Genomic DNA, 23,797 nt, shown 5'->3' on the forward strand with positions numbered 1-23,797 from the left:
TTCTTTAAAATCAATCTAAATAAGCTTGCAGGTGACATTAGCAGAAATTAAACGTGGTGAAATAGGCATTATTGTCGATGTGTCCTCTATACATATTCCCCTAAAACTATTAGAAATGGGTTGCCTACCAGGCAACACCGTTGAGCTCGTTCAAATGGCACCTTTTGCTGATCCGATGTATTTAAACATTAACGGAAGTCATTTGGCAATCCGAAAAGAAACAGCCATTCACATTCAAATAGAAATTTCTAGATGAGCAAGCAAATTAACGTTGCATTAATAGGGAATCCTAATACAGGAAAAACGTCTGTTTTTAACGCCTTAACCGGTTTAAATCAAAAAGTGGGTAATTACCCTGGTATTACGGTTGAAAAAAAAGAAGGGATTTGTAAACTACCGCGTGGTGTTAAAGCCCATATTATAGATTTACCGGGAACCTACAGTTTAAACGCCTCATCTTTAGATGAAAATGTGGTTATTGAATTACTTCTTAATAAAAACGATAAAGATTTTCCTGATGTTGCTGTCGTTGTGTGCGATGTAGAAAACATCAAACGAAATCTATTATTATTTACACAAATTAAAGACCTTGAAATTCCAACAATTCTTGCTATTAACATGGCTGATAGAATGGATTATAAAGGAATAAGTTTAGACATACCCTATTTAGAAAAGCAACTAAATACCAAAATCGCCCTTATTAGTACCAGAAAAAAGCAAGGTATTTTAGAACTTAAAGAACTAATTGCTAACTATAAGGATTTATCAAATGAACCGTGTATGAACGCTTCGGAAATTGATAAAGACTATTTTAATAACCTACAAAAAGCATTTCCAAATCAGTTATTATACAAATTGTGGTTAGTAATAACACAGGATGTTAATTTTGGAAAAATGGATCGGAACACCATTGATGCCGTTGCCGATTTTAAAACAAAAACCAATGCTGATTTAAAGCGTCTTCAGCAAAAAGAAACTATTAAACGCTATCAGTTTATTAATAATACACTGAAAAAAGGACAAACTATTGATTTAAATACGGCTAAAGATTTACGCATTCGTTTGGATCGTATCTTGACGCATAAAGTTTGGGGCTATGTTATTTTTGGTTTGATACTTTTAACCATTTTCCAAGCTATTTATGATTGGTCTAGCATTCCAATGGATTTTATTGATAGCTCTTTTGCTTCATTAAGCGAATGGACAAAAAATGTGATGCCAGAAGGCACGCTAACCAATTTAATTTCTGAAGGTATTATTCCGGGAATTGGCGGTATTGTTATATTTATTCCACAAATTGCCTTTTTATTCCTCTTTATTTCCATCTTGGAAGAAAGTGGTTATATGAGTCGTGTTGTTTTTCTTATGGATCGTGTTATGCGAAGATTTGGATTAAGTGGAAAAAGTGTAGTTCCATTAATTTCGGGTACAGCATGTGCCATTCCAGCAATTATGGCGACGCGGAATATTGAAAGCTGGAAAGAACGATTAATTACCATTTTAGTTACACCTTTCACTACCTGTTCGGCCAGATTACCCGTTTACTTAATCATTATTGCCCTTGTAATTCCAGAAGGCCGTTTTCTAGGATTAAGTTTTCAAGCCTTAACATTAATGTTATTATACTTAATAGGATTTGGCGCAGCGGTTGGTTCCGCTTGGATTTTAAATAAAATTCTTAAAATAAAGAGCAAAACATTTTTTGTGGTAGAAATGCCTAATTACAAACTCCCACTTCTTAAAAATGTAGCCATAACGGTTCTTGAGAAAACAAAATCTTTTGTATTTGGTGCTGGTAAAATAATCTTGGCTATTTCTATTGTATTGTGGTTTTTAGCTTCTTATGGTCCTGGTGAAAATTTCAATAATGCCGAAGCTATTGTTTCAGAACAATATGCCAATCAAAATTTGACAGATATTGAAATAGAACAGCACGTAGATTCATATAAATTAGAACATTCGTATATTGGTATAACCGGTCGCGCTATTGAACCTGCCATTCGCCCGTTGGGTTACGACTGGAAAATAGGTATTGCTCTAATCAGTTCGTTTGCAGCACGTGAAGTTTTTGTAGGAACATTAGCTACCATTTACAACGTAGGAAGCGATGAAGAAGAAACCATTAAAAACCGTATGGCTGGTGAGGTTAACCCTATTTTAGGTGGTCCTTTATTTAACTTTGCGTCCGGAATTTCACTCTTGCTATTTTATGCCTTTGCCATGCAGTGTATGAGTACGTTGGCTATAGTAAAACGTGAAACTAACAGTTGGAAATGGCCAGCTTGGCAATTGATAGTTATGACCGTTTTTGCTTATGTAGTAGCTTTAATTGCCTATCAATTATTAAAATAATTTTTATAGAAAAATGGGTCCAATTATTCAAAATATTATCGCTTTTACCATTCTAGGTCTGGCCATCTTATTTTTAATTCGGAAATTTATTTGGAGTCCTAAAAGGAAAAATTCAAAAAATTGTGGTGGTGACGATGGTTGTGGCTGCCACTAATTAACACCTGAAAACTGGATGTAATAGGCCGTTTTTTCAGTTTGCTTTTCGGCTTCTGGAAACGGCAGCACGTTATATAAATAAAGTTTTAATTCCCCATCTATAAACAACGCTTTGCGCTCTTCTATGGTGTAACTCGTAGGTGGAATTTTAAACGTTTCTGTGCTTATTAATTTTCCATTTTCATTAATTACTAATTCAAAAACCACTTCGCCAGCCCAAACACAGGTTACACCTTTAGGACAGCGAGAATCTGTAATTACCTCACTAAATTTTACGGTATAATCATCAACTATTAAAGTATTTTGATAGAACAACTTTTTTAAAATTAGAGGTGTTTCTGCGTTTACTTTTTCTTGTGAAAAACCCATAAAACCAATTAGTAAGCATAATCCGAAAAGGCATTTTTTACACATAGTTTGTTTTTTTTGAATTTCAATTTCGAAAGTAGTCAAATTTTCAGAGCTTTTTTAAGTATAGATTTTTCGCCACACTTTGAGAAACCGTTAATAATTTACCATTAGCCTTAATGCTGATAGATTTATCAAAAGGCTCAATATACATCACTTCAATAATCGAACCTAAACCAATATTGTTTTTATTTAAATATTGTAGAAATTCAGATGAACTATCATTCACACCCAAACAACTATATTTTTGGTGTTCTTGAGCTTGCGATAATATTATTTTTTCAACAAAGGTAATTTCGCCGTGTTTATCCGGAATGGGATCTCCATGAGGATCATGCGTTGGATGACCTAAAAAAGCATCTAATTCATCAATTAATTTTTGCGATTTAATATGTTCCAATTGTTCCGCTAAATCGTGAACCTCATCCCAAGTAAAATTTAACTTCTCCACCAAAAACACCTCCCAAAGTCGGTGTTTTCTAATAATATTAATCGCAATTTTTTTTCCAGATTCTGTTAAGGTCACACCCTTATACTTTTTATAATTCGCATAATCCTTTTCCGCTAATTTCCGAATCATATCTGTTGCTGATGATGCTTTGGTATTCATAGCTTCAGCTAAAGCATTGGTATTCACATTCTCGCGTCCCTGTTTACCTAAATGATAAATAGCTTTAATGTAATTTTCTTCCGTTAACGTAATCATAGATATCTGTTATCTACCAAATATACAATATTAAACTTTTTAAATATATTTTTAGACTACTCTAAATTATTATTTATATTTGTCCAAATTATATTTATTATGAGGCTAATTATACTGGCAATTTTTACAAGTATTGGAAGCTATGCTCAAACAAGCTTTAGCATTTCTGGCAGCATTGGTTCTGAAGGTGAATCACTTCCTTTTGCCAGTGTTTATCTAGAAAACACCACAACAGGAACAACTACAAATACTGATGGTTTATATACCCTAAACAATATTTCTCCGGGAAATTACACGTTGGTAGCTTCCTTCACAGGACATACAACCGTTAAAAAAAATATACTTATTGAAGATAAAAACATAACCGTCAATTTTACATTGGAAAGCGGCGAATCTTTAGATGAAGTGGTAATCACAGGAACTCTAAAAGCAGTTTCTAGATTGGAGAGTCCTGTACCAGTTGAGATATACACCTCTGCCTTTTTTAAAAAGAACCCAACATCCAATATATTTGAAGCGCTTCAAAATGTTAATGGTGTTAGACCACAGTTAAATTGCAATATTTGTAATACAGGAGACATTCATATCAACGGTCTCGAAGGACCTTATACTTTGGTCTTAATTGATGGAATGCCTATTGTTAGTGGTCTATCAACAGTTTATGGTTTATCTGGAATTCCAAATTCACTCATTGAACAAGTCGAAATTGTAAAAGGTCCAGCATCTTCTTTATATGGAAGTGGAGCCGTTGGCGGTTTAATTAATATTATTACAAAACTACCGGAAAACGCACCTATTTTCTTTGCCGAAAGCAATATTAATACATGGGGAGAATGGAATTTAGACGCTGGGTTTAAAACAAAAGTAGGTAAAAAAGCCACGCTTCTTTTTGGAACCAACTATTTTAAATACGATAATCCCATAGATAATAACCACGATAATTTTACAGACGTTACCCTTCAAGATAGGATTTCTATTTTTCAAAAATGGAATTTTAAACGAAACCATAACCGCAAATTTTCTTTAGCTGGTCGTTATTTTTACGAAGATCGTTGGGGAGGTGAAATAAATTGGAATAAAAGCTACAGAGGCGGAGACGAAGTTTATGCAGAAAGCATTTATACATCACGTTATGAATTGATTGGCGAATATCAGCTCCCTATAGTTGAAAATATCACATTCCAATTTTCGTATTCGGATCATGACCAAAACTCTGTTTATGGAAACACACCCTATTTAGCACAGCAGCGTATAGGCTTTGGGCAATTTATTTGGGATAAACAGATTAAAAATCATGATTTTTTAATAGGCACAGCTATTCGTTACAATTATTATAACGATAATACCACAGCAACAATAAATGCTGATGAAGTAACTATTCCCTCCCTATTTATACAAGATGAAATTGATTTCGACGAGAAACAAAGCCTTCTATTAGGTTTGCGCTACGATTACGATGAACGTCACGGCAACATTTTTACACCACGTTTAGCTTACCGCTTCAAACCCACAGAAAGTGATATTATTAGACTGAATGCCGGAACAGGTTTCCGCGTCGTTAACCTTTTTACTGAAGAACATGCTGCACTAACTGGGGCTCGCGATGTTGTTATTAAAGAAGAATTAAAACCCGAACAATCCTATAACGTGACTTTAAATTATTTAAAAAAATTATATGCCAAAAACGGCATGCTTTTTACCTTTGATACCTCGGCATGGTACACCTATTTTATAAACGCCATTATACCAGATTATGACACCAATCCCAACCAAATTATATATTCAAACCTAGATGGTTATTCCACATCTAAAGGTATTAGTTTAAGTGTTGATGCCACATTTGGAAGTGGCATTTCGGCTTCAATTGGTGCAACATGGCAAGATGTTTCACAAATTAAAAATGGCATACAAAGTCAACAAATTTTAACCGAAAGTTATTCGGGTGTGTGGTCATTTAGTTATAAAAATTATCCAACAAATTTAACGCTAGATTATACAGGAAATTTATACGGTCCCATGCGTTTACCGCTATTAGGTGATTTAGATCCACGAGAAGAATATTCACCCGTTTGGAGCATTCAAAATATCCAACTGACCTATGATGGTATAACCAATTTTGAATTTTATGGAGGCGTAAAAAACATACTTGACTGGACACCGAACCAGGGAAATCCATTTATAATTGCACGTGCCAATGATCCGTTTGATGAAAACGTACAATTTGACCCAAACGGGAATGTTATTCCAACCCCAGATAATCCCTATGCATTAACCTTCGATCCATCCTATGTTTATGGCCCAAATCAAGGGATTCGATTCTTCTTTGGTGTTCGTTACAAATTACGTTAAATCTCTATTTTTTTAGTACCTTCGCAACTATAATTTAGGCTTATGAAAAAATTAGTTTTTGTCATTACAATTTTGGGAATAGTTTATTCTTGTAAAAACGAAAATAACACCAATTCCAAATTACAAGTTGTTACAACCACAACTATGATAACCGATTTAGTTCAAAATATTGGTGGGAATTATATAGATGTTGAGGGTTTAATGGGAAGCGGTGTAGATCCACATTTATATAAAGCCAGTGAAGGCGATGTCAATAAAATTGCGCATGCTGATGTTATTTTTTATGGCGGATTACACTTGGAAGGCAAACTCGTTGAAGTCTTCGAAAAAATGGGAAGTCAAAATATTAATACCATTGCCGTTTCAAATGCGGTAGATAAAAAAACACTAATTGGGTCTGAATATTTCGCCTCTAATTATGATCCCCATATTTGGTTTGATGTAACAAATTGGGAATTAATTACACAATTTGTTGTCGAAAAATTATCAGAAGCCAACCCAGAACATCAAGCAGCTTTCGAAAAAAATGGTGCGGATTATTTAGAAAAGTTAAAAGCTTTAAATGAAGAAATAAAGTCTGTAATCAGTACACTACCGGAAGACAAACGTATTCTAGTTACCGCTCATGATGCATTTAATTATTTTGGCCAAGCTTACGGTTTTGAAGTTGTTGGGCTTCAAGGGTTATCAACGGCTACCGAGGCTGGTGTTCAAGACGTTCAAAATTTAGCTACCTTTATTATTGACAAACAAGTAAAAGCTATTTTTGTAGAAAGTTCCGTGCCAAAACGTACTATTGAAGCACTCCAAGCTGCCGTACAATCTAAAGGTTTTGATGTGCAAATTGGTGGCACATTATATTCAGATGCATTGGGAAATGCTGGCACAAAAGAAGGTACGTATATTGGTATGTTTACCTATAATGTGAATACGATTGTGAATGCGCTCAAGTAATAAAAGTGAATTATAAAAATTCAAGTTCTTTTTTGATTAAAGACATGTAAAGAACTAAAAAAATGGTAAGGTGAAATTCCCTTATCAACTCGTAGAATTGACCATCAAAATTCAGAAATAATGAGTGAAAAAACGGAATTGAGAAGCGCAGCTTCAAGCATGAAGATTTGAAAACGAATGGCACTTTAGTGATTTACTAATTTTGACAATGATTTTTTGGTTCGTTTTGTATCAAGACAAAATGAACAGAAATATATTTATGAAACAACCAAACGAAAATAAAAACATAACGGACCCGTCGGGCGTCATGGCGGTTCAAATAGACGACCTTACCGTTGCCTATAACTACAAACCCGTACTTTGGGATATTGACTTGGAAATCCCAGAAGGCGTGCTTATGGCCATTGTTGGCCCAAATGGCGCCGGAAAATCCACGCTTATCAAAGCCATTTTAGGAATTTTAAAACCTATTGCTGGTAGTGTAAGTATTTACGGCAAACCCTATAATAAACAACGAGATTTAGTAGCGTATGTTCCACAAAAAGGCAGTGTGGATTGGGATTTTCCTACTACAGCTTTAGATGTTGTTATGATAGGAACTTATGGAAGTTTGGGCTGGATTAAACGACCAGGGCAAAAGGAGAAAAAAGCATCTTTAGAAGCCTTGGAACAAGTGGGGATGTTAGCCTTTAAAAACCGTCAAATTAGTCAGCTGTCTGGTGGTCAGCAACAACGTATTTTTTTAGCACGAGCACTCGTTCAAGATGCTTCCATTTATTTTATGGATGAACCCTTTCAAGGTGTGGATGCTACAACTGAAATTGCCATTATTAACATCCTAAAAGCTTTACGAAAAGCGAATAAAACGGTCATTGTTGTCCATCACGATTTACAAACCGTTCCGGAGTATTTTGATTGGGTGACTTTCTTGAATGTGAAAAAAATTGCCACAGGTCCTGTTAAAGATATTTTTAATGATGATAATCTAACAAAGACCTATGGTATTAATTATAAAGTGAGTATTCAGAAATAAAATTCCTGCGAACGCAGGAATCTTTTAGATATATACCAAAATTAAGTATAGAAACATATCCTAAAAACTAAAGACTAATAGACTTAACACAATACATAGAACTCCTCATCAACGATTATACTTTACGTACTATCACGCTTGGCACTGCTATTTTAGGAGCCGTAACTGGTATGCTAGGAAGTTTTGCTGTATTGCGAAAACAAAGCTTACTAGGTGATGCCATTTCGCATGCTGCCTTGCCTGGAATTGCCATTGCATTTTTAATTACAGGAGCCAAAGACAGCAACACCTTATTACTTGGTGCTTTAGTAAGCGGCTTAATCGGAACGTTTTGGATTCGTGGAATTGTTACTAAAACACACTTAAAATCAGATACGGCTTTAGGATTAATTTTGTCCTTGTTTTTTGGATTTGGAATGCTCTTATTAACCTTTATTCAAAAACAACCCAATGCCAATCAAGCGGGTTTGGAAAAATATTTATTTGGCCAGGCAGCAACGCTTGTAGAAAGTGATGTTTGGCTGATGGCGATGGTTACTGGGCTTTGCTTAATTGTTTTGCTCCTATTTTGGAAAGAATTTAAAATTCTTTTATTCGATAAAGATTATGCACAAACCATTGGTTTTAACACAAAAATAATTGACATTCTTATTACCTCGTTCATCGTGGTGGCCATTGTTTTAGGCCTACAAACAGTTGGCGTGGTATTAATGAGCGCCATGCTTTTAGCACCTGCAGCTGCAGCGCGACAGTGGACAAATAGTTTAAGTACCATGGTATTTCTGGCGGCTATTTTTGGTGCATTTTCGGGTGTTTTTGGAACGGCCATTAGCGCTAGTCAAAACAACTTATCTACAGGACCCGTAATTGTTTTAGTGGCATCCGTGTTTGTATTGTTTTCCTTTATTTTTTCACCAAATCGTGGATTACTTTTCAGACAAATTAGATTTATTAAAAATCGTCGTGATTTAGAACAACATAAAACGTTAGCATTCATGTTTCAAATTGCGAAAACACACGATAATATTTCGCATCCGCATACCATTAAAATTCTAAATAATTTTCAAGGATTTACAAGAGGAACACTTCAAAAATTAGTCGATAAAAATTATGTAACGCTTGATGGAACGATGTGGAGTTTAACGCAGGAAGGTTTTGAAACCGCTTCCAATTTGTACAACCAACAAACTACAAAACATGAGTAGCGCACAATTTGAAATTCAGCTTATTGCTAGTTTGGTGGCCTTAGCCTGTGCCATTCCAGGAACCTTCTTGGTACTGCGGAAAATGGCCATGATTAGTGACGCCATTAGTCATTCTATTTTACCAGGTTTAGTGGTTGGATTTTTTATTACCCAAGATTTAAATTCGCCATTACTTATACTTTTAGCAGCATTAACTGGTGTAATTACGGTTGTTTTGGTGGAACAAATTCAGAAAACAGGATTAGTAAAGGAAGACACAGCTATCGGACTCGTTTTTCCGGCCCTGTTTAGTATTGGTGTCATTATGATTGCAAAAAATGCCAATGACATCCACCTAGATGTAGATGCTGTTTTACTAGGTGAATTAGCATTTGCCCCTTTTGATAGACTCATTATTTCAGGAACAGATGTTGGCCCAAAATCCCTTTGGGTAATTGGCTCCATTCTATTAATTACAATTGGACTTTTAATCGCCTTTTTTAAAGAACTCAAATTAAGCACGTTTGATGCTGGTTTGGCAGCATCTTTAGGATTTTCACCTGTCGCTATTCATTATGGATTAATGACGGTTTCATCGGTAACAACTGTTGGCGCCTTTGATGCTGTTGGTGCTATTTTAGTCGTGGCGCTTATGATTGCTCCTGCTGCCAGTGCCTATTTACTAACAACCGATTTAAAGAAAATGCTCGCATTATCCATGTTTTTTGGCGTGTTTAGTGCTATTTCTGGTTATTGGCTAGCGCATTGGTTAGATGCTTCCATTGCGGGATCCATCACTACCATGTTAGGTGTTTTATTTTTAATTGTGTATTTATTTGCACCTAGCAAAGGATTAATTGCCGTAATGTATCGTGAGAAACAGCAAAAAATTGAAGTGTCGCTTCTCACCTTTTTACTGCATTTAAAAAACCACGCTGAAGCTAGTGAACGCCATGTGAATCATCTTTCCGAACATATTAACTGGCAAAAAATTCGAGCAAAAACGGTTTTAGATTTAGCTCAAAAAAACAATATGATTACTATTGATAACAACCTTGTTTCCTTAACCGAAAAAGGGGATATATTTACCTCACAAGCTATCGATTATATCATTACCAACGAAGATGCTCAAATTGAAGATATGAAAGATGATTTCTTTTTGTTTAGGGGTTAATCCATCTTAAAAACAAATTAGGGTTCATATTTTATTTTTTGACCAATAAACCTGTTGCCCTTAATTTAAAACCCACGCTCCTTCTGCAATTGCTCATAAGCGTCTTGCACTTGTCGGAACTTTTCTTCAGCACCTATTTGGTGTTCTTTTCCTAAATGAATCACGCGATCTGGATGATACTTTTTAGCCATTTTTCGGTAACCTGCTTTTATTTCGGTTACCGTTGCAGATTTTTCAATCTCTAAAATTTTATAGGCATTATCACTGCTATTATAAAACATAGCTTTTATGCTTTCATAATCTATGGAGCGAATACCTAAATAGCCTGAAATAGTATAAATTTTATTTACTTCTGCTTCCGTTACATGACCATCGGCTTTGGCTATTCCAAAGAGAAAATGTAATAATTGTAAACGCGACGGATGATCCATCATTTGTCTGATTTGTAAACACACTTGCTGCACAGGAATTTCCTGCTTATTAATTCTTTTAAACAACTGAAAAGCATGATTAGCACGCTCTTTCCCGTACATGTGTGCAAACTGCTGACGTACAAAATCCAATTCGCGTTGGTCCTGCTTCCCATCGGCCTTTATAACCACTGATGCTAACACCAACAAACTAACCTCAAAATCGCCAGAACGGGTTTGTGCTCTTGTTGGTCGGGATCCATAGGTTCCGCCCTTTTGACCTTGGCCGAAAATAGTATCCAAATCTGTTCTATCTGAAAACACATCCATTAATCCACCTAAAGCCAAGCCAATTATAGCACCAATTGGGCCACCAAACGACCAGCCTATAGCGGCTCCTATCCATTTTGAAAAATTCATGTAAACGCTAATTTTTTATTTATATAAAAACCTGAAACTATTAAAATACTTCTAAAAACTGAAGAATGGATTTTCAGGTTTACGAAATCCACTCTTAAAAATTAAAATTTTGCGTAAATATACTATTTGTTAGTAGATTGCTTACGGCATTTGTTACACAATTGGTATCTTTGCAATTCAATATTTATTAATCATATAAAACAGAATATATATGTATCCAGCAGAATTAGTAAAACCAATGCGTGAAGACTTAACCAAAATTGGTTTTGAAGAATTACACACTGCCGAAGCTGTAGATGCAGCTTTAGCTAAAGAAGGTACAACACTTGTGGTTGTAAATTCCGTTTGCGGTTGTGCAGCAGCCAATGCACGTCCAGGAGCGCGCATGAGTTTAGATAACACTAAAAAACCAGACCATATTGTAACGGTTTTTGCAGGTGTTGATAAAGATGCCGTTAACCAAGCGCGTCAGCACATGGTACCATTTCCTCCAAGTTCACCTTGTATGGCTTTGTTTAAAGATGGCGAATTAGTCCACATGCTTGAACGTCATCATATTGAAGGTCGTCCAGCTGAAATGATAGCAGAAAACTTAAAAGATGCCTACAACGCAAATTGCTAAAACAGGTATTTAATTCAAATTTAAACCACGATTTTATCGTGGTTTTTTTTGTGCATGAAACAGTTTAAAGTAATTTAGCAGTACTTATTAGATATCATTAAAATGGAAAAAATTGTCGCCTATATTTTAACGAGTATTTATGCCGTTTTCTTTTTATTAACATTGGTTGTTTTCCACCCAATTCAATGGTTTTGTTTTAATGTGCTAGGTCGTAAAGCCCATAAAATTAGTGTAGATTGGTTGCAATTCTTCATTATGCGCTGTACCAATATTTTAGGAACGCGTTACACTTTTACAAACACCCATGATATTCCAAAAGGTCACCCTGTAATTATTGTGGCTAACCATCAAAGCATGTATGATATTTCGCCTATAATGTGGTATTTGCGCGAGATTAATCCAAAATTTATTAGTAAAAAGGAACTTGGAAGAGGTATTCCAAGTGTGTCCTATAATTTACGTCATGGTGGATCGGTTTTAATCGACAGAAAAAACCCAAGACAAGCACTTCCAGCACTGATGAAATTTGGTGAATATATTGAAGAAACCAAGGGTACAGCTGTTATTTTCCCAGAAGGTACGCGAAGTAAAAATGGCCAACCTAAACCATTTCAAACAAAAGGACTCGAAATTTTAATTAAAAAAATCCCGTCCGCCATTATAGTTCCTATTACCATTAACAATTCCTGGAAGCTATTAAAATATGGGAAATTCCCAATGGGAATTGGAAATCATGTAAAATTAACGGTTCATAACCCTATAAAATTAGCTACCTTTGAGAATAAGTCGAAGCTAATTGAGCAAATTGAAAGCACAATTGCCTCGGCAATAGAACTTTAAAATTCAACATTATGTCTTTAAAAAACGTACGATTGGAAGTCATGCAACACCTTGAGAAGGATGTGGATGCACTTATAGAAAAATATTTAATTCCTGTTGATAGTATTTGGCAACCATCAGATTTTTTACCTAATTCTGAAAGTGATAATTTTCTAGAAAGTGTGAAAGAAATCCGTGAGCTTTCTAAAGAATTGCCTTACGATTTTTGGGTAGTTTTAGTAGGTGATATGATTACTGAAGAAGCCTTACCAACCTACGAATCTTGGTTAATGGATGTAGAAGGTGTGGATCAAGTGGGACGAAATTCTTGGGGAAAATGGGTTCGCCATTGGACCGCTGAAGAAAACCGTCATGGTGATGTACTGAATAAATACTTGTATTTATCGGGACGCGTAAATATGAAAGAAATTGAAATAACCACACAGCACCTTATTGCTGATGGTTTTGATATTGGAACTGATCGTGATCCTTATAAAAACTTTTTATACACCAGCTTTCAGGAATTGGCAACTTATATTTCGCACAACCGCGTAGCCAAATTAGCAAAAGATAGAGGCAACAAGCAACTATCTAAAATGTGTAAAATTATTTCTGGTGATGAAATGCGTCACCATCATGCTTACTGTGAGTTTGTAGAACGCATTTTTGCTGTAGACCCTAATCAGATGATGCTAGCGTTTCAACACATGATGAAATTAAAAATCACGATGCCAGCACATTTTTTAAGAGAATCTGGAAATAAAATAGGAACAGCTTTTGAAGAGTTTTCAAACACAGCACAGCGAATAGGTGTCTATACATCTGCTGATTATGTAGCTATTTTAGACAAATTATTAGTGCGTTGGGAAATTGATAAAATTACCAATCTGTCTGATGAAGCTGAAAAAGCAAGAGATTACCTCATGAAACTACCAGCGCGTTTAACCCGACTTTCGGAACGCATGAAAGTACCTGAAAACTCATTTCAGTTTAAGTGGGTGGAGCCCGCTTCTTTAAAGTAATATTTCACATATTAATTTTTAAATTCCTTTCAGTTTACTGGAAGGAATTCTTATTTTTAACACTTTATGAAAAATCAACAAACATTAACAAATACCATCGCTTTTGTAAAAACCCAGTTACAAGATGCCGAAGGGGGACACGACTGGTTTCATATAGAACGTGTATATAAAAACGCCTTACTTATTTCAAAAAACGAAGCTGTCGATGATTTCGTTGTCGCTTTAGGAGCTTTACTTCATGACATTGCAGATAGTAAATTCCATAATGGCAATGAAACTATTGGTCCACAAACAGCACGTGAATTTTTGTTTAAAGAAAATGTGGATTCCAAAACCATTGAGCATGTCGTTCAAATTATTACGCATATTTCATATAGTTCAAGTTTAGATCCCAATAAATCTTTTTCATCACCCGAATTGGATGTGGTTCAAGATGCGGACAGACTAGATGCATTAGGAGCCATAGGCATTGCCAGAACTTTTAATTATGGTGGCTTTAAAAACCGGGCACTTTATAATCCAGACATTAAACCTGATTTGAATATGGATAAAGCGACCTATAAAAAATCAGATTCACCAACTATCAATCATTTTTATGAAAAATTACTGCTATTAAAAGATAAGATGAATACCAAAACTGGTCAACAAATTGCGGAGCAACGTCATCAGTTTATGGTTGAATTTTTAGAGCAATTTTTTGCCGAATGGGATGGAAAGCGATAAATTTCATTAAAAATTTTCACCATTTACCATAAAAAAACCTGAAAACAAAGTGTGTTCAGGTTTTAATTTACTACAAATTATTGAGTTTTATTTCCCTGGGAAATCGGCTTTACGTTTTTCTAAAAAGGCTGTTGTTCCTTCTTTAAAATCGTCTGTTCCAAAGCAATTTCCAAATTCTTCAATTTCCACATCGTATCCATTTACACCATCTTTAAAATTCGCATTAACGGCTTTAATAGCGCCTTTTATGGCTACGGAAGAATTACGCATAATTTTGCCAGCAATTTTTTCTGCAAGCGGAATAAGGTCGTCTTCTGTTGTTACGTGGTTAACCAATCCGTATTCCAAAGCTTGATTGGCATCAATCATTCCCGCTGTCATAACCATTTCCATGGCACGACCTTTACCTACTAATTGTGGTAAACGTTGTGTACCACCATAACCTGGAATAACACCTAATGACACTTCAGGAAGTCCCATTTTAGCATTCATACTCGCTATTCTAAAATGGCAAGCCATAGCCAATTCTAATCCGCCACCCAATGCAAAGCCATTAACAGCAGCAATAACTGGTGTGCTTAAATTTTCAACAAAATTAAAAAGAAGGTCCTGACCTTTAGCGGCCAATTTCCCGCCATTATATTCATCAAAGTTGGCAAATTCGCTAATATCTGCTCCTGCAACAAAGGCCTTTTCGCCACTTCCCGTAATAATAATAACTTTAGTGGCCGAATCCGAATTGGCAGCTTTAAAAGCATCATGCAATTCCTGAATGGTTTCCTTATTTAAAGCGTTTAATTTACTAGGTCTGTTTATTGTAATGGTTGTTAATCCGTTTTGGGTTTCGGAAAGAATGTTGTTATATGACATGTATGTTGATTTTTAACAAGTGGCTCCAAGTAATCAGAGCACTCCTAATTAATATTAAATTTATTTTTTAGGAATCGTTACTGTAAAGGTCGTTCCTTTATTTAGTTGTGATGTAAAGGTAATATTTCCGTTATAAGTTTCCACAATATTCTTAACCATTCCTAAGCCTAATCCCATTCCACTATTTTTGGTTGTAAATTTGGGCTCAAATATTTTTTCTTTATTTTCTTCTGAAATACCTTTTCCATTATCGGTTACAATAATGTTTACAAACCCATTATCGTCCCGAACCTCAACAACAATTTTTGGTGTTTTTAAACCATCTTCAGGAATGGCTTGAATACCATTTTTAACTAAATTAGTTACCACACGAATGAGTTGTGTTCTATCAAAATTGGCTATAATTTCCTTCTTTTCGGCTATAAAAACAATGTAATCTTCATTAAAAATATCCAAGGCTAACTTAACAATTTTTACCACATTTAAGGTTTCATTTTCTTGAGCAGGCATTTTTGCAAAATTTGAAAATGCCGAAGCAATAGAACTCATAGTATCTATTTGTTGAATTAAGGTTTTGCTATATTCATCTACTTTTTCGTAAATATTAGGGTCTTCAGGATCAAATTTACGTTGAAAACTTTGGACACTCAACCGCATGGGTGTTAGTGGGTTTTTAATTTCATGAGCCACTTGTTTAGCCATTTCGCGCCAAGCTTGTTCACGCTCGCTAGTTGCTAATTTTACCGCACTGGCTTCTAGCTCGTCAATCATACTATTATACGAGTTTACTAGAATAGCAATTTCTTGACTGGTAGAGCCAATATCAATCTTTTTATTACGTGTTTCAAAGCGTGTTTCATTCATTTTATCACTTATAGTTTTAAGTGATTTTGTAATGTATTTTGACAATAAATAGGCTAAACCAATAGCAATAATTAACATTACAAAATAGGCATAGCTTAAGCGTTCTAAAAATTCGCGTAATTCTTTATTTAGAAAATCATCGTTTTCTAAATAATGTAAATTCAATATAGCTAGCGGTTTAAAACGTTTATCTGTGATGATGGAGTAGGATGATAAATAATTATCAGAATTCTCCAAAGTATTCGTTACGTAGCGATGGTCTAACGAATGAGAAATGGTATTTAATATTTTAGCATCCAAACATTGGGTAAGTGAATCCGATTCAAAACTGGCTTTAGATGATTTTAACAAACCACCTTCTAAATCATACAGATTTATTTCCATATTATGGATGGTAGCTATTTGATAGATGGCATCCTTGAAAATAAGCGTCATCATTTCAGGAATTACCTCGTAAGTGGTTTCCTTAATGGTATACTCTATACTGGCCCGAATGTTTTCCTCCTTACGCTCCAGTCTATCTTGATGATATTCTCGAGCTTCCTCATTATATTGATAAATGGTAACACCCGCAATTAGAATAGAAGCCAATAACACCAACAAAATCATGGCAATAAAAATGCGTAATCTTAAAGAGAGTCTGGCTAATTTCATGTATCGCGTTTAAGTTTTTAAGTTAACAAGAATTACGCCAATATTTTAAGCATTGGGATTTTTGCTTCTAATATTTTTATAAATCTTAAATCCTAACATCAATAAAATACCTAAAACGAATATGCCTATTACACCAAACACCCAATTTATAGCGCTTTTCAGGATGACTAAAAACACAACGGCAAATAGAATAAAAGTGGCTCCTTCGTTCCAAAGTCGCATAAAATTTGATGATTTCCGTACATCATCTTTCTGAAGTTGTTTATAAAATTGATGTGTTTTTAATTGGTAAATAATAAGTAGTAAAACAAATAGTAATTTAACATGCATCCAAGGTTGTTCCAACCAAACCGGTTGTAAAACCAGCAACCAAACAGCAAAAACAGTTGCTAAAATAGCAGATGGCCAGGTAATGATATTCCAAAGTCGCTTGGCCATTAATTTTAATTGCGTGCCTAAAATTTCTTTGTCTGGTGATGGTTTATGATATGCTTCAATTTGATACACAAACAATCTAGGAATGTAAAACAAACCTGCAAACCAAGTAACGACAAATATAAGATGAAGGGATTTTATGTAGTTGTAATATTCCACGTGATTAAAATTATGAGTTATTTTCAGTTACGGGTAAGGTAAGACTCTTTTTTATTTCCTTTTGAAGAAAAAATCCGGTAACAATAGTTGATAACACATCAGCAATAGGAAAGGACATCCAAACACCCATTTCGCCATAAAAATGGGGCAAAATTAAAATGAGCGGGATAAAGAAAAATCCTTGCCTTGTTAGTGTTAATAGTAATGCCGGAATAGCCTTTCCTACAGCCTGAAAATAGGCAGCACCAATAAGTTGTAGTGCAATAATAGGTGTGGCTGCAAAAACCCATCGCATAGCGCTTGGAGTTTCCGCAATTACTTCGGTATCTGATGTAAATAAACGCGTAATTGCTTCTGGAAAAATCATTAATAAAAGAAAAACTAAAGTAGCTAAACCCGCAGCATATTTTATAGCCGTATATATGGTTTCTTTAACACGATCATACTTTTCTGCACCATAATTATAACCAGCTATTGGCAAGAATCCTTGGGTAACGCCAAAAACGGGAAAAAGCGCAAACATGAGCATTCGTCCTACAATAGCGTACGCCGTAACGGATGTTTCGCCACCTAAATCGTACAGAATATTATTCATAAATAAATAGGTAATACTAACAACAGCTTGTCTAGCAAGAGTAACGAAACCTAATGAACTGATTTCTGAAACGATGCTTTTATTGAGTCCTAAATGCGAAAAATTCAGTTTTAATTCAGAATGTTTAGATAGAAAAAACCAAACGATAAAAGCAAGACATAGAATATAAGAACCCGTTGTTGCCCATGCGGCTCCTGCCATACCATAATCCAACAGGTTTATAAAAACGTAGTCTAAAATTAAATTTCCCACGGACGGAATTAGCATGGCATACATGGCAAATTTGGGTTTGCCTTCTGCACGAATTACCGTGTTTCCCATCATGCTTAATGCTAAAACAGGAACTCCATACAATACAATTTTATAGTAAATTTTGGCTGGCTCAAAAATAGCACCTTGACCACCAAAAGCAGGAATAATATCATTTACGTAAATTAAACCAAAGGTAACCATGGCAATGGTTAGCAACAACGTTAAGGTAATTTGATTTCCAAAAACTTTTAAAGCTTTTACGGAATTATTGGCACCAAGAGCTCGGGAAATAATGGACGACCCTCCTATTCCAATGCTCATACCTAAAGCGGCAATAAAGAAGGAAACAGGCAACACAACATTAATAGCTGCAATAGCCGTTGAACCAATCCATTGACCTACGAAAATGGTATCGACTAAAATATTTAGCGACATAACCAAAATACCTATAGATGCCGGTACAGCTTGCTTGATAAGCAATTTACCGATGGGACTTGTACCTAATTCTACAGATGCAATTTTAGCCATATTTATTTCCTAGATAATCGGAATTTCACTACAATTTATACGGTTTCAGGTTCAGAAGTTGCCCAGTTATTAATCCATTTAGCTAATAAATCAACCCAAGGCTTATCAGCGTTTAAACAAGGAATTGTGGTAAATTCATTACCGCCCATTTCGTGGAAAATTTCTTCACCTTCCATGGCAATTTCTTCTAAAGTTTCTAGGCAATCACTCACAAAGGCTGGCGTTACAATTGCCATGTTTTTAATGCCTTCTTTTCCTAGTCGTTCAATGGTTCGGTCTGTATATGGTAACAACCACGGATCGAAACCTAAACGGGATTGAAAACTAGACGAATATGTACCAGGTGCAAAACCTAATTTTTCAGCCACTAAACGCGTCACTTCGAAACATTGATGTCTGTAACAAAATTCATGTGCTGGAGATGGTGTTGCACAACAACTTCCATCAATTTTACAATGCGACTTGGTAATATCACTTTTTCGAATATGACGTTCCGGAACACCATGATACGAAAACAACAAATGTTCGTAATTTTTGCCTTCTAAATGTCGGGCAATACTATCGGATAGTACGTTAATATAATCAGAATTATTATAAAAAGCAGGTAAGCTATTGATGGTAATATTTGGAAAATGTGCTTGACGAATTTCCTCTGCCAACACCAAAATAGTTTCCGTTGTTGCCATAGCAAACTGCGGATATAATGGTATTAAAAACACGGCATCAACACCTTTATCTACTAATTCTTGAATTCCCTTTTTAATAGTCATACTGCCATAACGCATGGCCAAAGCTACAGGATAATCCACCTCTTGCTGAATACGTTCCTGCAACTGTTCAGAAAGCACAATTAATGGCGAACCGTTTTCCCACCATATTTTTTTATAAGCAGCTGCTGATGCTTTTGGACGCGTATTTAAGATAATACCTTTTACAATCAAGGTACGTGCCCAAAGTGGCACATCAATTACACGTTCATCCATTAAAAATTCTCCTAAATACTTTTTTACATCTTTCGGTTCTGGACTATCTGGTGAACCTAGATTAACGAGTAAAACGCCTTTTTTCATTCAATATTTTTTTTGGTAACTAAAGCTCTTTTTGTATTCCGAATTTGAATTTACGAAGATACTGACATTATGTATTTTTTTGGCGTTGTGCCATATTTCTTTTTAAAGGCGGCAATAAAATGACTAGATGTACTGTAACCAACTTTTAAACCTACTTCATTGACGTTATTATCACCAGATTCTAATAATTTTCTGGCAACTTCCATTTTATAATCAAATAGAAAACTAAATACAGAATCGCCATAAATTTCTTTAAAGCCTTCCTTTAGTTTCTTTAAACTTAATTGAATTTCATCTGCTAATTCCTGAAGCGTTGGAGGTTCAGACATGCGTGAAATAATAATATCTTTCGCTTTCTTAATTTTCAATACATTGGTTTCATCCGCTAAAAATGGACATTGTTCAATATTAGCATCTTCGCTTCTATTAAAATACAAACTCAATAATTCGTATGCTTTCGCTTTAAAATACAAGCTTTTAACAGATGAGTTTAAATTATAATTAATCAATTGATTAAGCACAATAGCCATTGATGGCGAAATGACACTATCCTTATAATACTTTTTGTCCTTATTATCACCACTTAAAAACGTGATGTAATTGGCTTCTTGCGAAAATAATCCGTGAAATTTTTGAATCGAAAAAATCATGGATACCAACCAAGATTTTGGTTGAACACTCATGTGTATCGGTAAATCACGTTGCGGATTGTATAATAATAAAGCCGTTTCTTCTTTTATATTTAAAGAATAACTCCCATTATTAAACATAAAGACACTAGAACCTTTTACACAGAAATGAAATTGAATAAAGCTACTATCAATCTCGCGTTCAACAATTTCGGCTTGGTCATTATCATTTTGATAGGTTAAAATGATAAATCCATCATCTACATTCGTTTCTTTAAAAGTTCTTTGAGCGACATTTTTTACAGTATCTGCCATAGATATTTTTTCTTTCTATTTAGATTCATTCTAAACTAATAAGTCTAAATTCGTTGGTACGACTGCAAAAGTATGACATTTATCATATTATTTTGAAAAATAACGTTAAAAAACCCGTAACGATACTAATAGTTCTTTGAGCGTTACTTTATTCCACATTACCAATCTACATTTGTTAGGAATTTTGAAAACGACTATGGAGCAATACCAAATTTCTAAAGGAACCTACTTCTACGCCATCGGGATAAGTTATAAAAAAGCGGATGCCGAAATACGCGGTCATTTTAGTTTAGACGATTCTGGAAAACAAGCCCTGTTAGAACAAGCCAAAAACAGTGGTGTTGAAAGCTTGATAGTTACCTCTACGTGTAACCGTACAGAAATTTACGGCTTTGCAGAACATCCATACCAACTTATCAAACTCTTGTGTGATAACACCAAAGGTACCGTTGATGAGTTTCAAAAAGTAGCTTACATATATAAAAACCGTGATGCTATCTCACACATGTTCCGCGTAGGTTCTGGATTAGACAGTCAAATTTTAGGTGATTTTGAAATAATAGGTCAATTGAAAAACGCCACGATTGCTTCAAAAAAATTAGGTCTTGTTAATTCATTTTTAGAACGTTTAATAAATTCCGTTATTCAAGCAAGTAAACGTATTAAAACAGAAACGAATATTTCATCAGGAGCTACATCGGTTTCATTTGCATCTGTTCAATATATTTTAAATGAAGTTACTGATGTTGCTTCAAAAAACATCCTATTATTTGGAACAGGCAAAATAGGGAGAAACACCTGTGAAAATTTGGTGAAACACTCTAAAAATTCGCACATAACCCTTATTAATAGAACAAAAAATAAAGCAGAACGCATTGCAGGTAAATTCAATTTAATTGTAAAAGATTACGCCAATTTACAAGAGGAAATTAGCGCGACTGATGTTTTAATTGTTGCAACAGGCGCACAATTACCAACCGTTGATAAAGATATTATTCAGAACAAAAAACCGTTAATAATTTTAGATTTATCCATTCCGAAAAACGTTAATAGCAACGTTACAGATTTACCAAACGTAACTCTAATTCATATGGATCAATTGGCGGAAATGACAGATGCCACGCTTGAAAACAGACGTTTGGACATTCCGCGTGCAGAAGCTATTATTGAAGACATCAAAGCCGAGTTTAGCAGTTGGTTGGTAACTAGACGTTTTGCACCAACCATTAAAGCTTTAAAGTTAAAATTAACGGATTTTAAAAATGCGGAACTAGATACACAACGAAAAAAAATAGCCGATTTTAACGAATCGCAAGCTGAACTGATCAGCAATAATATTATTCAAAAAATTACCAATCATTTCGCGCATCACTTAAAAGATGATGCCGTTACTACTGATGAAAGCCTAGAACTTATAAAAAAGGTATTTCAACTTGAAGAAACCATAAAACATGTCTAAAACAATACGCATTGGCACACGTGATAGTGAACTAGCACTATGGCAAGCCAAAACAGTCCAAAGCATCATAGAGCAACTTGGACATAAAACTGTAATTGTGCCTGTAAAATCTACAGGCGATTTAGTTTTAAACAAACCCATTTACGAGCTTGGAATTACAGGTGTTTTCACTAAAACACTAGATATTGCCATGTTAAATGATGACATTGATATTGCGGTACATTCCTTTAAAGATGTACCAACCTTATTGCCAGCTGGCATTGTTCAGGCAGCCGTAATTAAAAGAGGAAATGTTAGAGACACGTTGGTATTTAAAGATAACGAAGAATTCTTATCACAGAAAGATGCCGTAATTGCCACTGGTAGTTTACGCAGACGTGCACAATGGCTAAACCGCTATCCAACACATACTGTTGAAGATATTCGTGGAAATGTAAACTTACGTCTACAAAAATTAGAAGATAACGACCACTGGAATGCCGCTATTTTTGCCGCTGCTGGATTGGGACGTATTGATAAAAGACCCGAAAATGCCATTAACCTAAATTGGATGATTCCGGCTCCTGCTCAAGGTGCTATTATGGTTACGGCTTTAGAGGAAGATGAAGAAATTCGCGCCATCTGTGCCGAAATAAATCATGAAGAAACCGAAATTTGTACAACCATAGAACGTAAATTTTTAAACCTATTAGAAGGTGGTTGTTCTGCTCCTATTGGTGCATTAGCTTTTATTAAAGACGAAGAAATAAACTTTACAGGTGTTTTATTAAGTCCTGATGGAAGTAAAAAAATTGAAGTTACTAGAAACGAGAAATTAGGTGAGCACCATAATTTAGCACAATTTTGTGCCGAGTATGTTATTGAACGTGGCGGAAAACGCCTCATGGATGATATAAAAAATTCAGATAGAAAAATAAATATCTATTCAACCAAAAGATTAACGGAAGACCAACGATTATTATTTCATAATGATGTGGTTGCCGATAGTAGTGATTTTGCTAAAATCAACTTAAATCGTATTCACCCAAGTATTTTAAAGAAAGAGATTGAAAACGTAATCATTACTAGTAAAAACGGCGTTGAATCTTTAACCACAAATTATTCTGCTGCCGAATTACAGTTTAAAAATATTTACTGTGTAGGTCGTCGTACCAAGCGTATGATTGAAAAACGCATCGGTCCCGTTAAGTTTGCTGCTAATTACGCACAAGATTTAGCAGAACATTTGGTTGAATTTATGGAGGGTACAGAAGTTACTTATTTCTGTAGTAACTTACATTTAGACACCATACCAACTATTTTGGCCGAGAATAATATAACTGTTAAAGAGGTAGAGGCTTACGAAACAAAATACGATGGAAAAGTTATAGCCGATTCGGTTGAAGGTGTTATGTTTTACAGCCCATCAACGGTTGAAAGTTATATACAAAAAAACAAAGCCAAAGGTGTTGCATTTTGCATTGGTACGACCACAGCAGACGAAGCCAAGAAATATTTTAAAGATGTGCGTATAGCAAAAGTACCAACGGTTGAAAGTGTGGTAGAATTGGTTAATGAATTCTATATTTAAAATTTAAGGACTTCAAATCTGTCAAACGATTTAAAGTTAAGTATTAAAATAAAAACAGCTAGTAG

23 protein-coding genes are annotated in these 23,797 nt (G+C 34.9%); 14 read left to right on the top strand and 9 right to left on the bottom strand.

What is annotated here, in order from left to right; translation table 11 throughout:
• Nucleotides 1–25 precede the first annotated feature (25 nt).
• The 3 genes from ACFPH8_RS02000 to ACFPH8_RS02010 are packed head-to-tail and all read left to right on the top strand — an operon-like array spanning nucleotide 26 to nucleotide 2,506.
• On the top strand, nucleotides 26–256 hold the full coding sequence (locus ACFPH8_RS02000; protein WP_248396623.1) for a FeoA family protein: 231 nt from the start codon (nucleotides 26–28) through the stop codon (nucleotides 254–256).
• Nucleotides 253–2,352 (top strand): ferrous iron transport protein B, encoded by a 2,100-nt coding sequence (gene feoB, locus ACFPH8_RS02005; protein ID WP_376858256.1) that lies wholly within the window; start codon nucleotides 253–255, stop codon nucleotides 2,350–2,352. The genes ACFPH8_RS02000 and feoB overlap by 4 nt, the downstream gene beginning before the upstream one ends.
• A 13-nt stretch (nucleotides 2,353–2,365) precedes the next feature.
• A complete protein-coding gene (locus tag ACFPH8_RS02010; RefSeq protein ID WP_376858257.1) occupies nucleotides 2,366–2,506 on the top strand; it encodes a FeoB-associated Cys-rich membrane protein in 141 nt (46 codons plus the stop codon).
• Here the strand turns inward: ACFPH8_RS02010 and ACFPH8_RS02015 are convergent.
• Entirely contained in the window at nucleotides 2,503–2,922 is a 420-nt protein-coding gene (locus ACFPH8_RS02015; protein WP_376858258.1) for a hypothetical protein, read from the bottom strand. The two genes, ACFPH8_RS02010 and ACFPH8_RS02015, sit on opposite strands and share 4 nt — an antisense overlap.
• Before the next feature lie 43 nt (nucleotides 2,923–2,965).
• Complete coding sequence (locus ACFPH8_RS02020) at nucleotides 2,966–3,622, bottom strand: metal-dependent transcriptional regulator (RefSeq protein WP_376858259.1); 657 nt, start codon at nucleotides 3,620–3,622, stop codon at nucleotides 2,966–2,968.
• Between the two features lie 99 nt (nucleotides 3,623–3,721).
• Here ACFPH8_RS02020 and ACFPH8_RS02025 point away from each other — a divergent pair, with 99 nt between their 5' ends.
• The 5 genes from ACFPH8_RS02025 to ACFPH8_RS02045 all read left to right on the top strand — a co-directional run bounded on the left by ACFPH8_RS02025 (nucleotide 3,722) and on the right by ACFPH8_RS02045 (nucleotide 10,316).
• Complete coding sequence (locus ACFPH8_RS02025; protein ID WP_376858260.1) at nucleotides 3,722–5,971, top strand: TonB-dependent receptor; 2,250 nt, start codon at nucleotides 3,722–3,724, stop codon at nucleotides 5,969–5,971.
• 42 nt (nucleotides 5,972–6,013) lie between these two features.
• Complete coding sequence (locus tag ACFPH8_RS02030; RefSeq protein ID WP_376858261.1) at nucleotides 6,014–6,925, top strand: metal ABC transporter solute-binding protein, Zn/Mn family; 912 nt, start codon at nucleotides 6,014–6,016, stop codon at nucleotides 6,923–6,925.
• 259 nt (nucleotides 6,926–7,184) lie between these two features.
• Nucleotides 7,185–7,958, top strand: coding sequence for a metal ABC transporter ATP-binding protein (locus ACFPH8_RS02035; RefSeq protein WP_376858262.1), 774 nt, complete (start codon nucleotides 7,185–7,187; stop codon nucleotides 7,956–7,958).
• A 77-nt stretch (nucleotides 7,959–8,035) separates the two neighbouring features.
• The gene (locus tag ACFPH8_RS02040; RefSeq protein WP_376859095.1) at nucleotides 8,036–9,163 is read left to right on the top strand and encodes a metal ABC transporter permease; all 1,128 of its coding nucleotides are present in this window, start codon (nucleotides 8,036–8,038) and stop codon (nucleotides 9,161–9,163) included.
• Nucleotides 9,156–10,316 (top strand): metal ABC transporter permease, encoded by a 1,161-nt coding sequence (locus tag ACFPH8_RS02045; protein WP_376858263.1) that lies wholly within the window; start codon nucleotides 9,156–9,158, stop codon nucleotides 10,314–10,316. The genes ACFPH8_RS02040 and ACFPH8_RS02045 overlap by 8 nt, the downstream gene beginning before the upstream one ends.
• Nucleotides 10,317–10,381: 65 nt before the next feature.
• On the opposite strand, the gene ACFPH8_RS02050 is transcribed toward ACFPH8_RS02045, so the two are convergent.
• Complete coding sequence (locus ACFPH8_RS02050; protein ID WP_248396638.1) at nucleotides 10,382–11,146, bottom strand: TerB family tellurite resistance protein; 765 nt, start codon at nucleotides 11,144–11,146, stop codon at nucleotides 10,382–10,384.
• Nucleotides 11,147–11,357: 211 nt separating this feature from the next.
• Between ACFPH8_RS02050 and ACFPH8_RS02055 the strand changes: the two genes are divergently transcribed.
• The 4 genes from ACFPH8_RS02055 to ACFPH8_RS02070 all read left to right on the top strand — a co-directional run bounded on the left by ACFPH8_RS02055 (nucleotide 11,358) and on the right by ACFPH8_RS02070 (nucleotide 14,332).
• On the top strand, nucleotides 11,358–11,768 hold the full coding sequence (locus ACFPH8_RS02055; protein ID WP_248396640.1) for a BrxA/BrxB family bacilliredoxin: 411 nt from the start codon (nucleotides 11,358–11,360) through the stop codon (nucleotides 11,766–11,768).
• Between the two features lie 102 nt (nucleotides 11,769–11,870).
• Nucleotides 11,871–12,608, top strand: a complete 738-nt coding sequence (locus ACFPH8_RS02060) for a lysophospholipid acyltransferase family protein (RefSeq protein ID WP_376858264.1) — start codon at nucleotides 11,871–11,873, stop codon at nucleotides 12,606–12,608.
• Nucleotides 12,609–12,619: 11 nt separating this feature from the next.
• The gene (locus ACFPH8_RS02065) at nucleotides 12,620–13,609 is read left to right on the top strand and encodes an acyl-ACP desaturase (RefSeq protein WP_248396644.1); all 990 of its coding nucleotides are present in this window, start codon (nucleotides 12,620–12,622) and stop codon (nucleotides 13,607–13,609) included.
• 66 nt (nucleotides 13,610–13,675) lie between these two features.
• The gene (locus tag ACFPH8_RS02070; RefSeq protein ID WP_376858265.1) at nucleotides 13,676–14,332 is read left to right on the top strand and encodes an HD domain-containing protein; all 657 of its coding nucleotides are present in this window, start codon (nucleotides 13,676–13,678) and stop codon (nucleotides 14,330–14,332) included.
• Nucleotides 14,333–14,419: 87 nt separating this feature from the next.
• Here ACFPH8_RS02070 and ACFPH8_RS02075 read toward each other — a convergent pair whose 3' ends face one another.
• Genes ACFPH8_RS02075 through ACFPH8_RS02100 form a run of 6 tightly spaced genes read right to left on the bottom strand, consistent with a single transcriptional unit; the run spans nucleotide 14,420 to nucleotide 20,703 of the window.
• On the bottom strand, nucleotides 14,420–15,202 hold the full coding sequence (locus ACFPH8_RS02075) for an enoyl-CoA hydratase/isomerase family protein (protein ID WP_376858266.1): 783 nt from the start codon (nucleotides 15,200–15,202) through the stop codon (nucleotides 14,420–14,422).
• A gap of 60 nt (nucleotides 15,203–15,262) precedes the next feature.
• On the bottom strand, nucleotides 15,263–16,720 hold the full coding sequence (locus ACFPH8_RS02080) for a sensor histidine kinase (protein ID WP_376858267.1): 1,458 nt from the start codon (nucleotides 16,718–16,720) through the stop codon (nucleotides 15,263–15,265).
• A 45-nt stretch (nucleotides 16,721–16,765) separates the two neighbouring features.
• Nucleotides 16,766–17,314 (bottom strand): CopD family protein, encoded by a 549-nt coding sequence (locus ACFPH8_RS02085; RefSeq protein WP_376858268.1) that lies wholly within the window; start codon nucleotides 17,312–17,314, stop codon nucleotides 16,766–16,768.
• A 10-nt stretch (nucleotides 17,315–17,324) separates the two neighbouring features.
• A complete protein-coding gene (locus ACFPH8_RS02090) occupies nucleotides 17,325–18,689 on the bottom strand; it encodes an MATE family efflux transporter (RefSeq protein WP_248396654.1) in 1,365 nt (454 codons plus the stop codon).
• Nucleotides 18,690–18,724: 35 nt separating this feature from the next.
• On the bottom strand, nucleotides 18,725–19,759 hold the full coding sequence (gene hemH, locus ACFPH8_RS02095) for a ferrochelatase (RefSeq protein ID WP_376858269.1): 1,035 nt from the start codon (nucleotides 19,757–19,759) through the stop codon (nucleotides 18,725–18,727).
• Nucleotides 19,760–19,809: 50 nt separating this feature from the next.
• Nucleotides 19,810–20,703, bottom strand: coding sequence for a helix-turn-helix transcriptional regulator (locus ACFPH8_RS02100; RefSeq protein ID WP_248396658.1), 894 nt, complete (start codon nucleotides 20,701–20,703; stop codon nucleotides 19,810–19,812).
• A gap of 196 nt (nucleotides 20,704–20,899) precedes the next feature.
• Here ACFPH8_RS02100 and hemA point away from each other — a divergent pair, with 196 nt between their 5' ends.
• Nucleotides 20,900–22,162: a glutamyl-tRNA reductase gene (hemA, locus tag ACFPH8_RS02105; RefSeq protein ID WP_376858270.1), complete on the top strand. Its 1,263-nt coding sequence runs from the start codon at nucleotides 20,900–20,902 to the stop codon at nucleotides 22,160–22,162.
• On the top strand, nucleotides 22,155–23,732 hold the full coding sequence (gene hemC / locus ACFPH8_RS02110; protein WP_376858271.1) for a hydroxymethylbilane synthase: 1,578 nt from the start codon (nucleotides 22,155–22,157) through the stop codon (nucleotides 23,730–23,732). The genes hemA and hemC overlap by 8 nt, the downstream gene beginning before the upstream one ends.
• Nucleotides 23,733–23,797 lie beyond the last annotated feature (65 nt).

The organism is Bizionia hallyeonensis, assembly GCF_042657385.1.
GTDB classification, from domain to species: domain Bacteria; phylum Bacteroidota; class Bacteroidia; order Flavobacteriales; family Flavobacteriaceae; genus Algorimicrobium; species Algorimicrobium hallyeonense.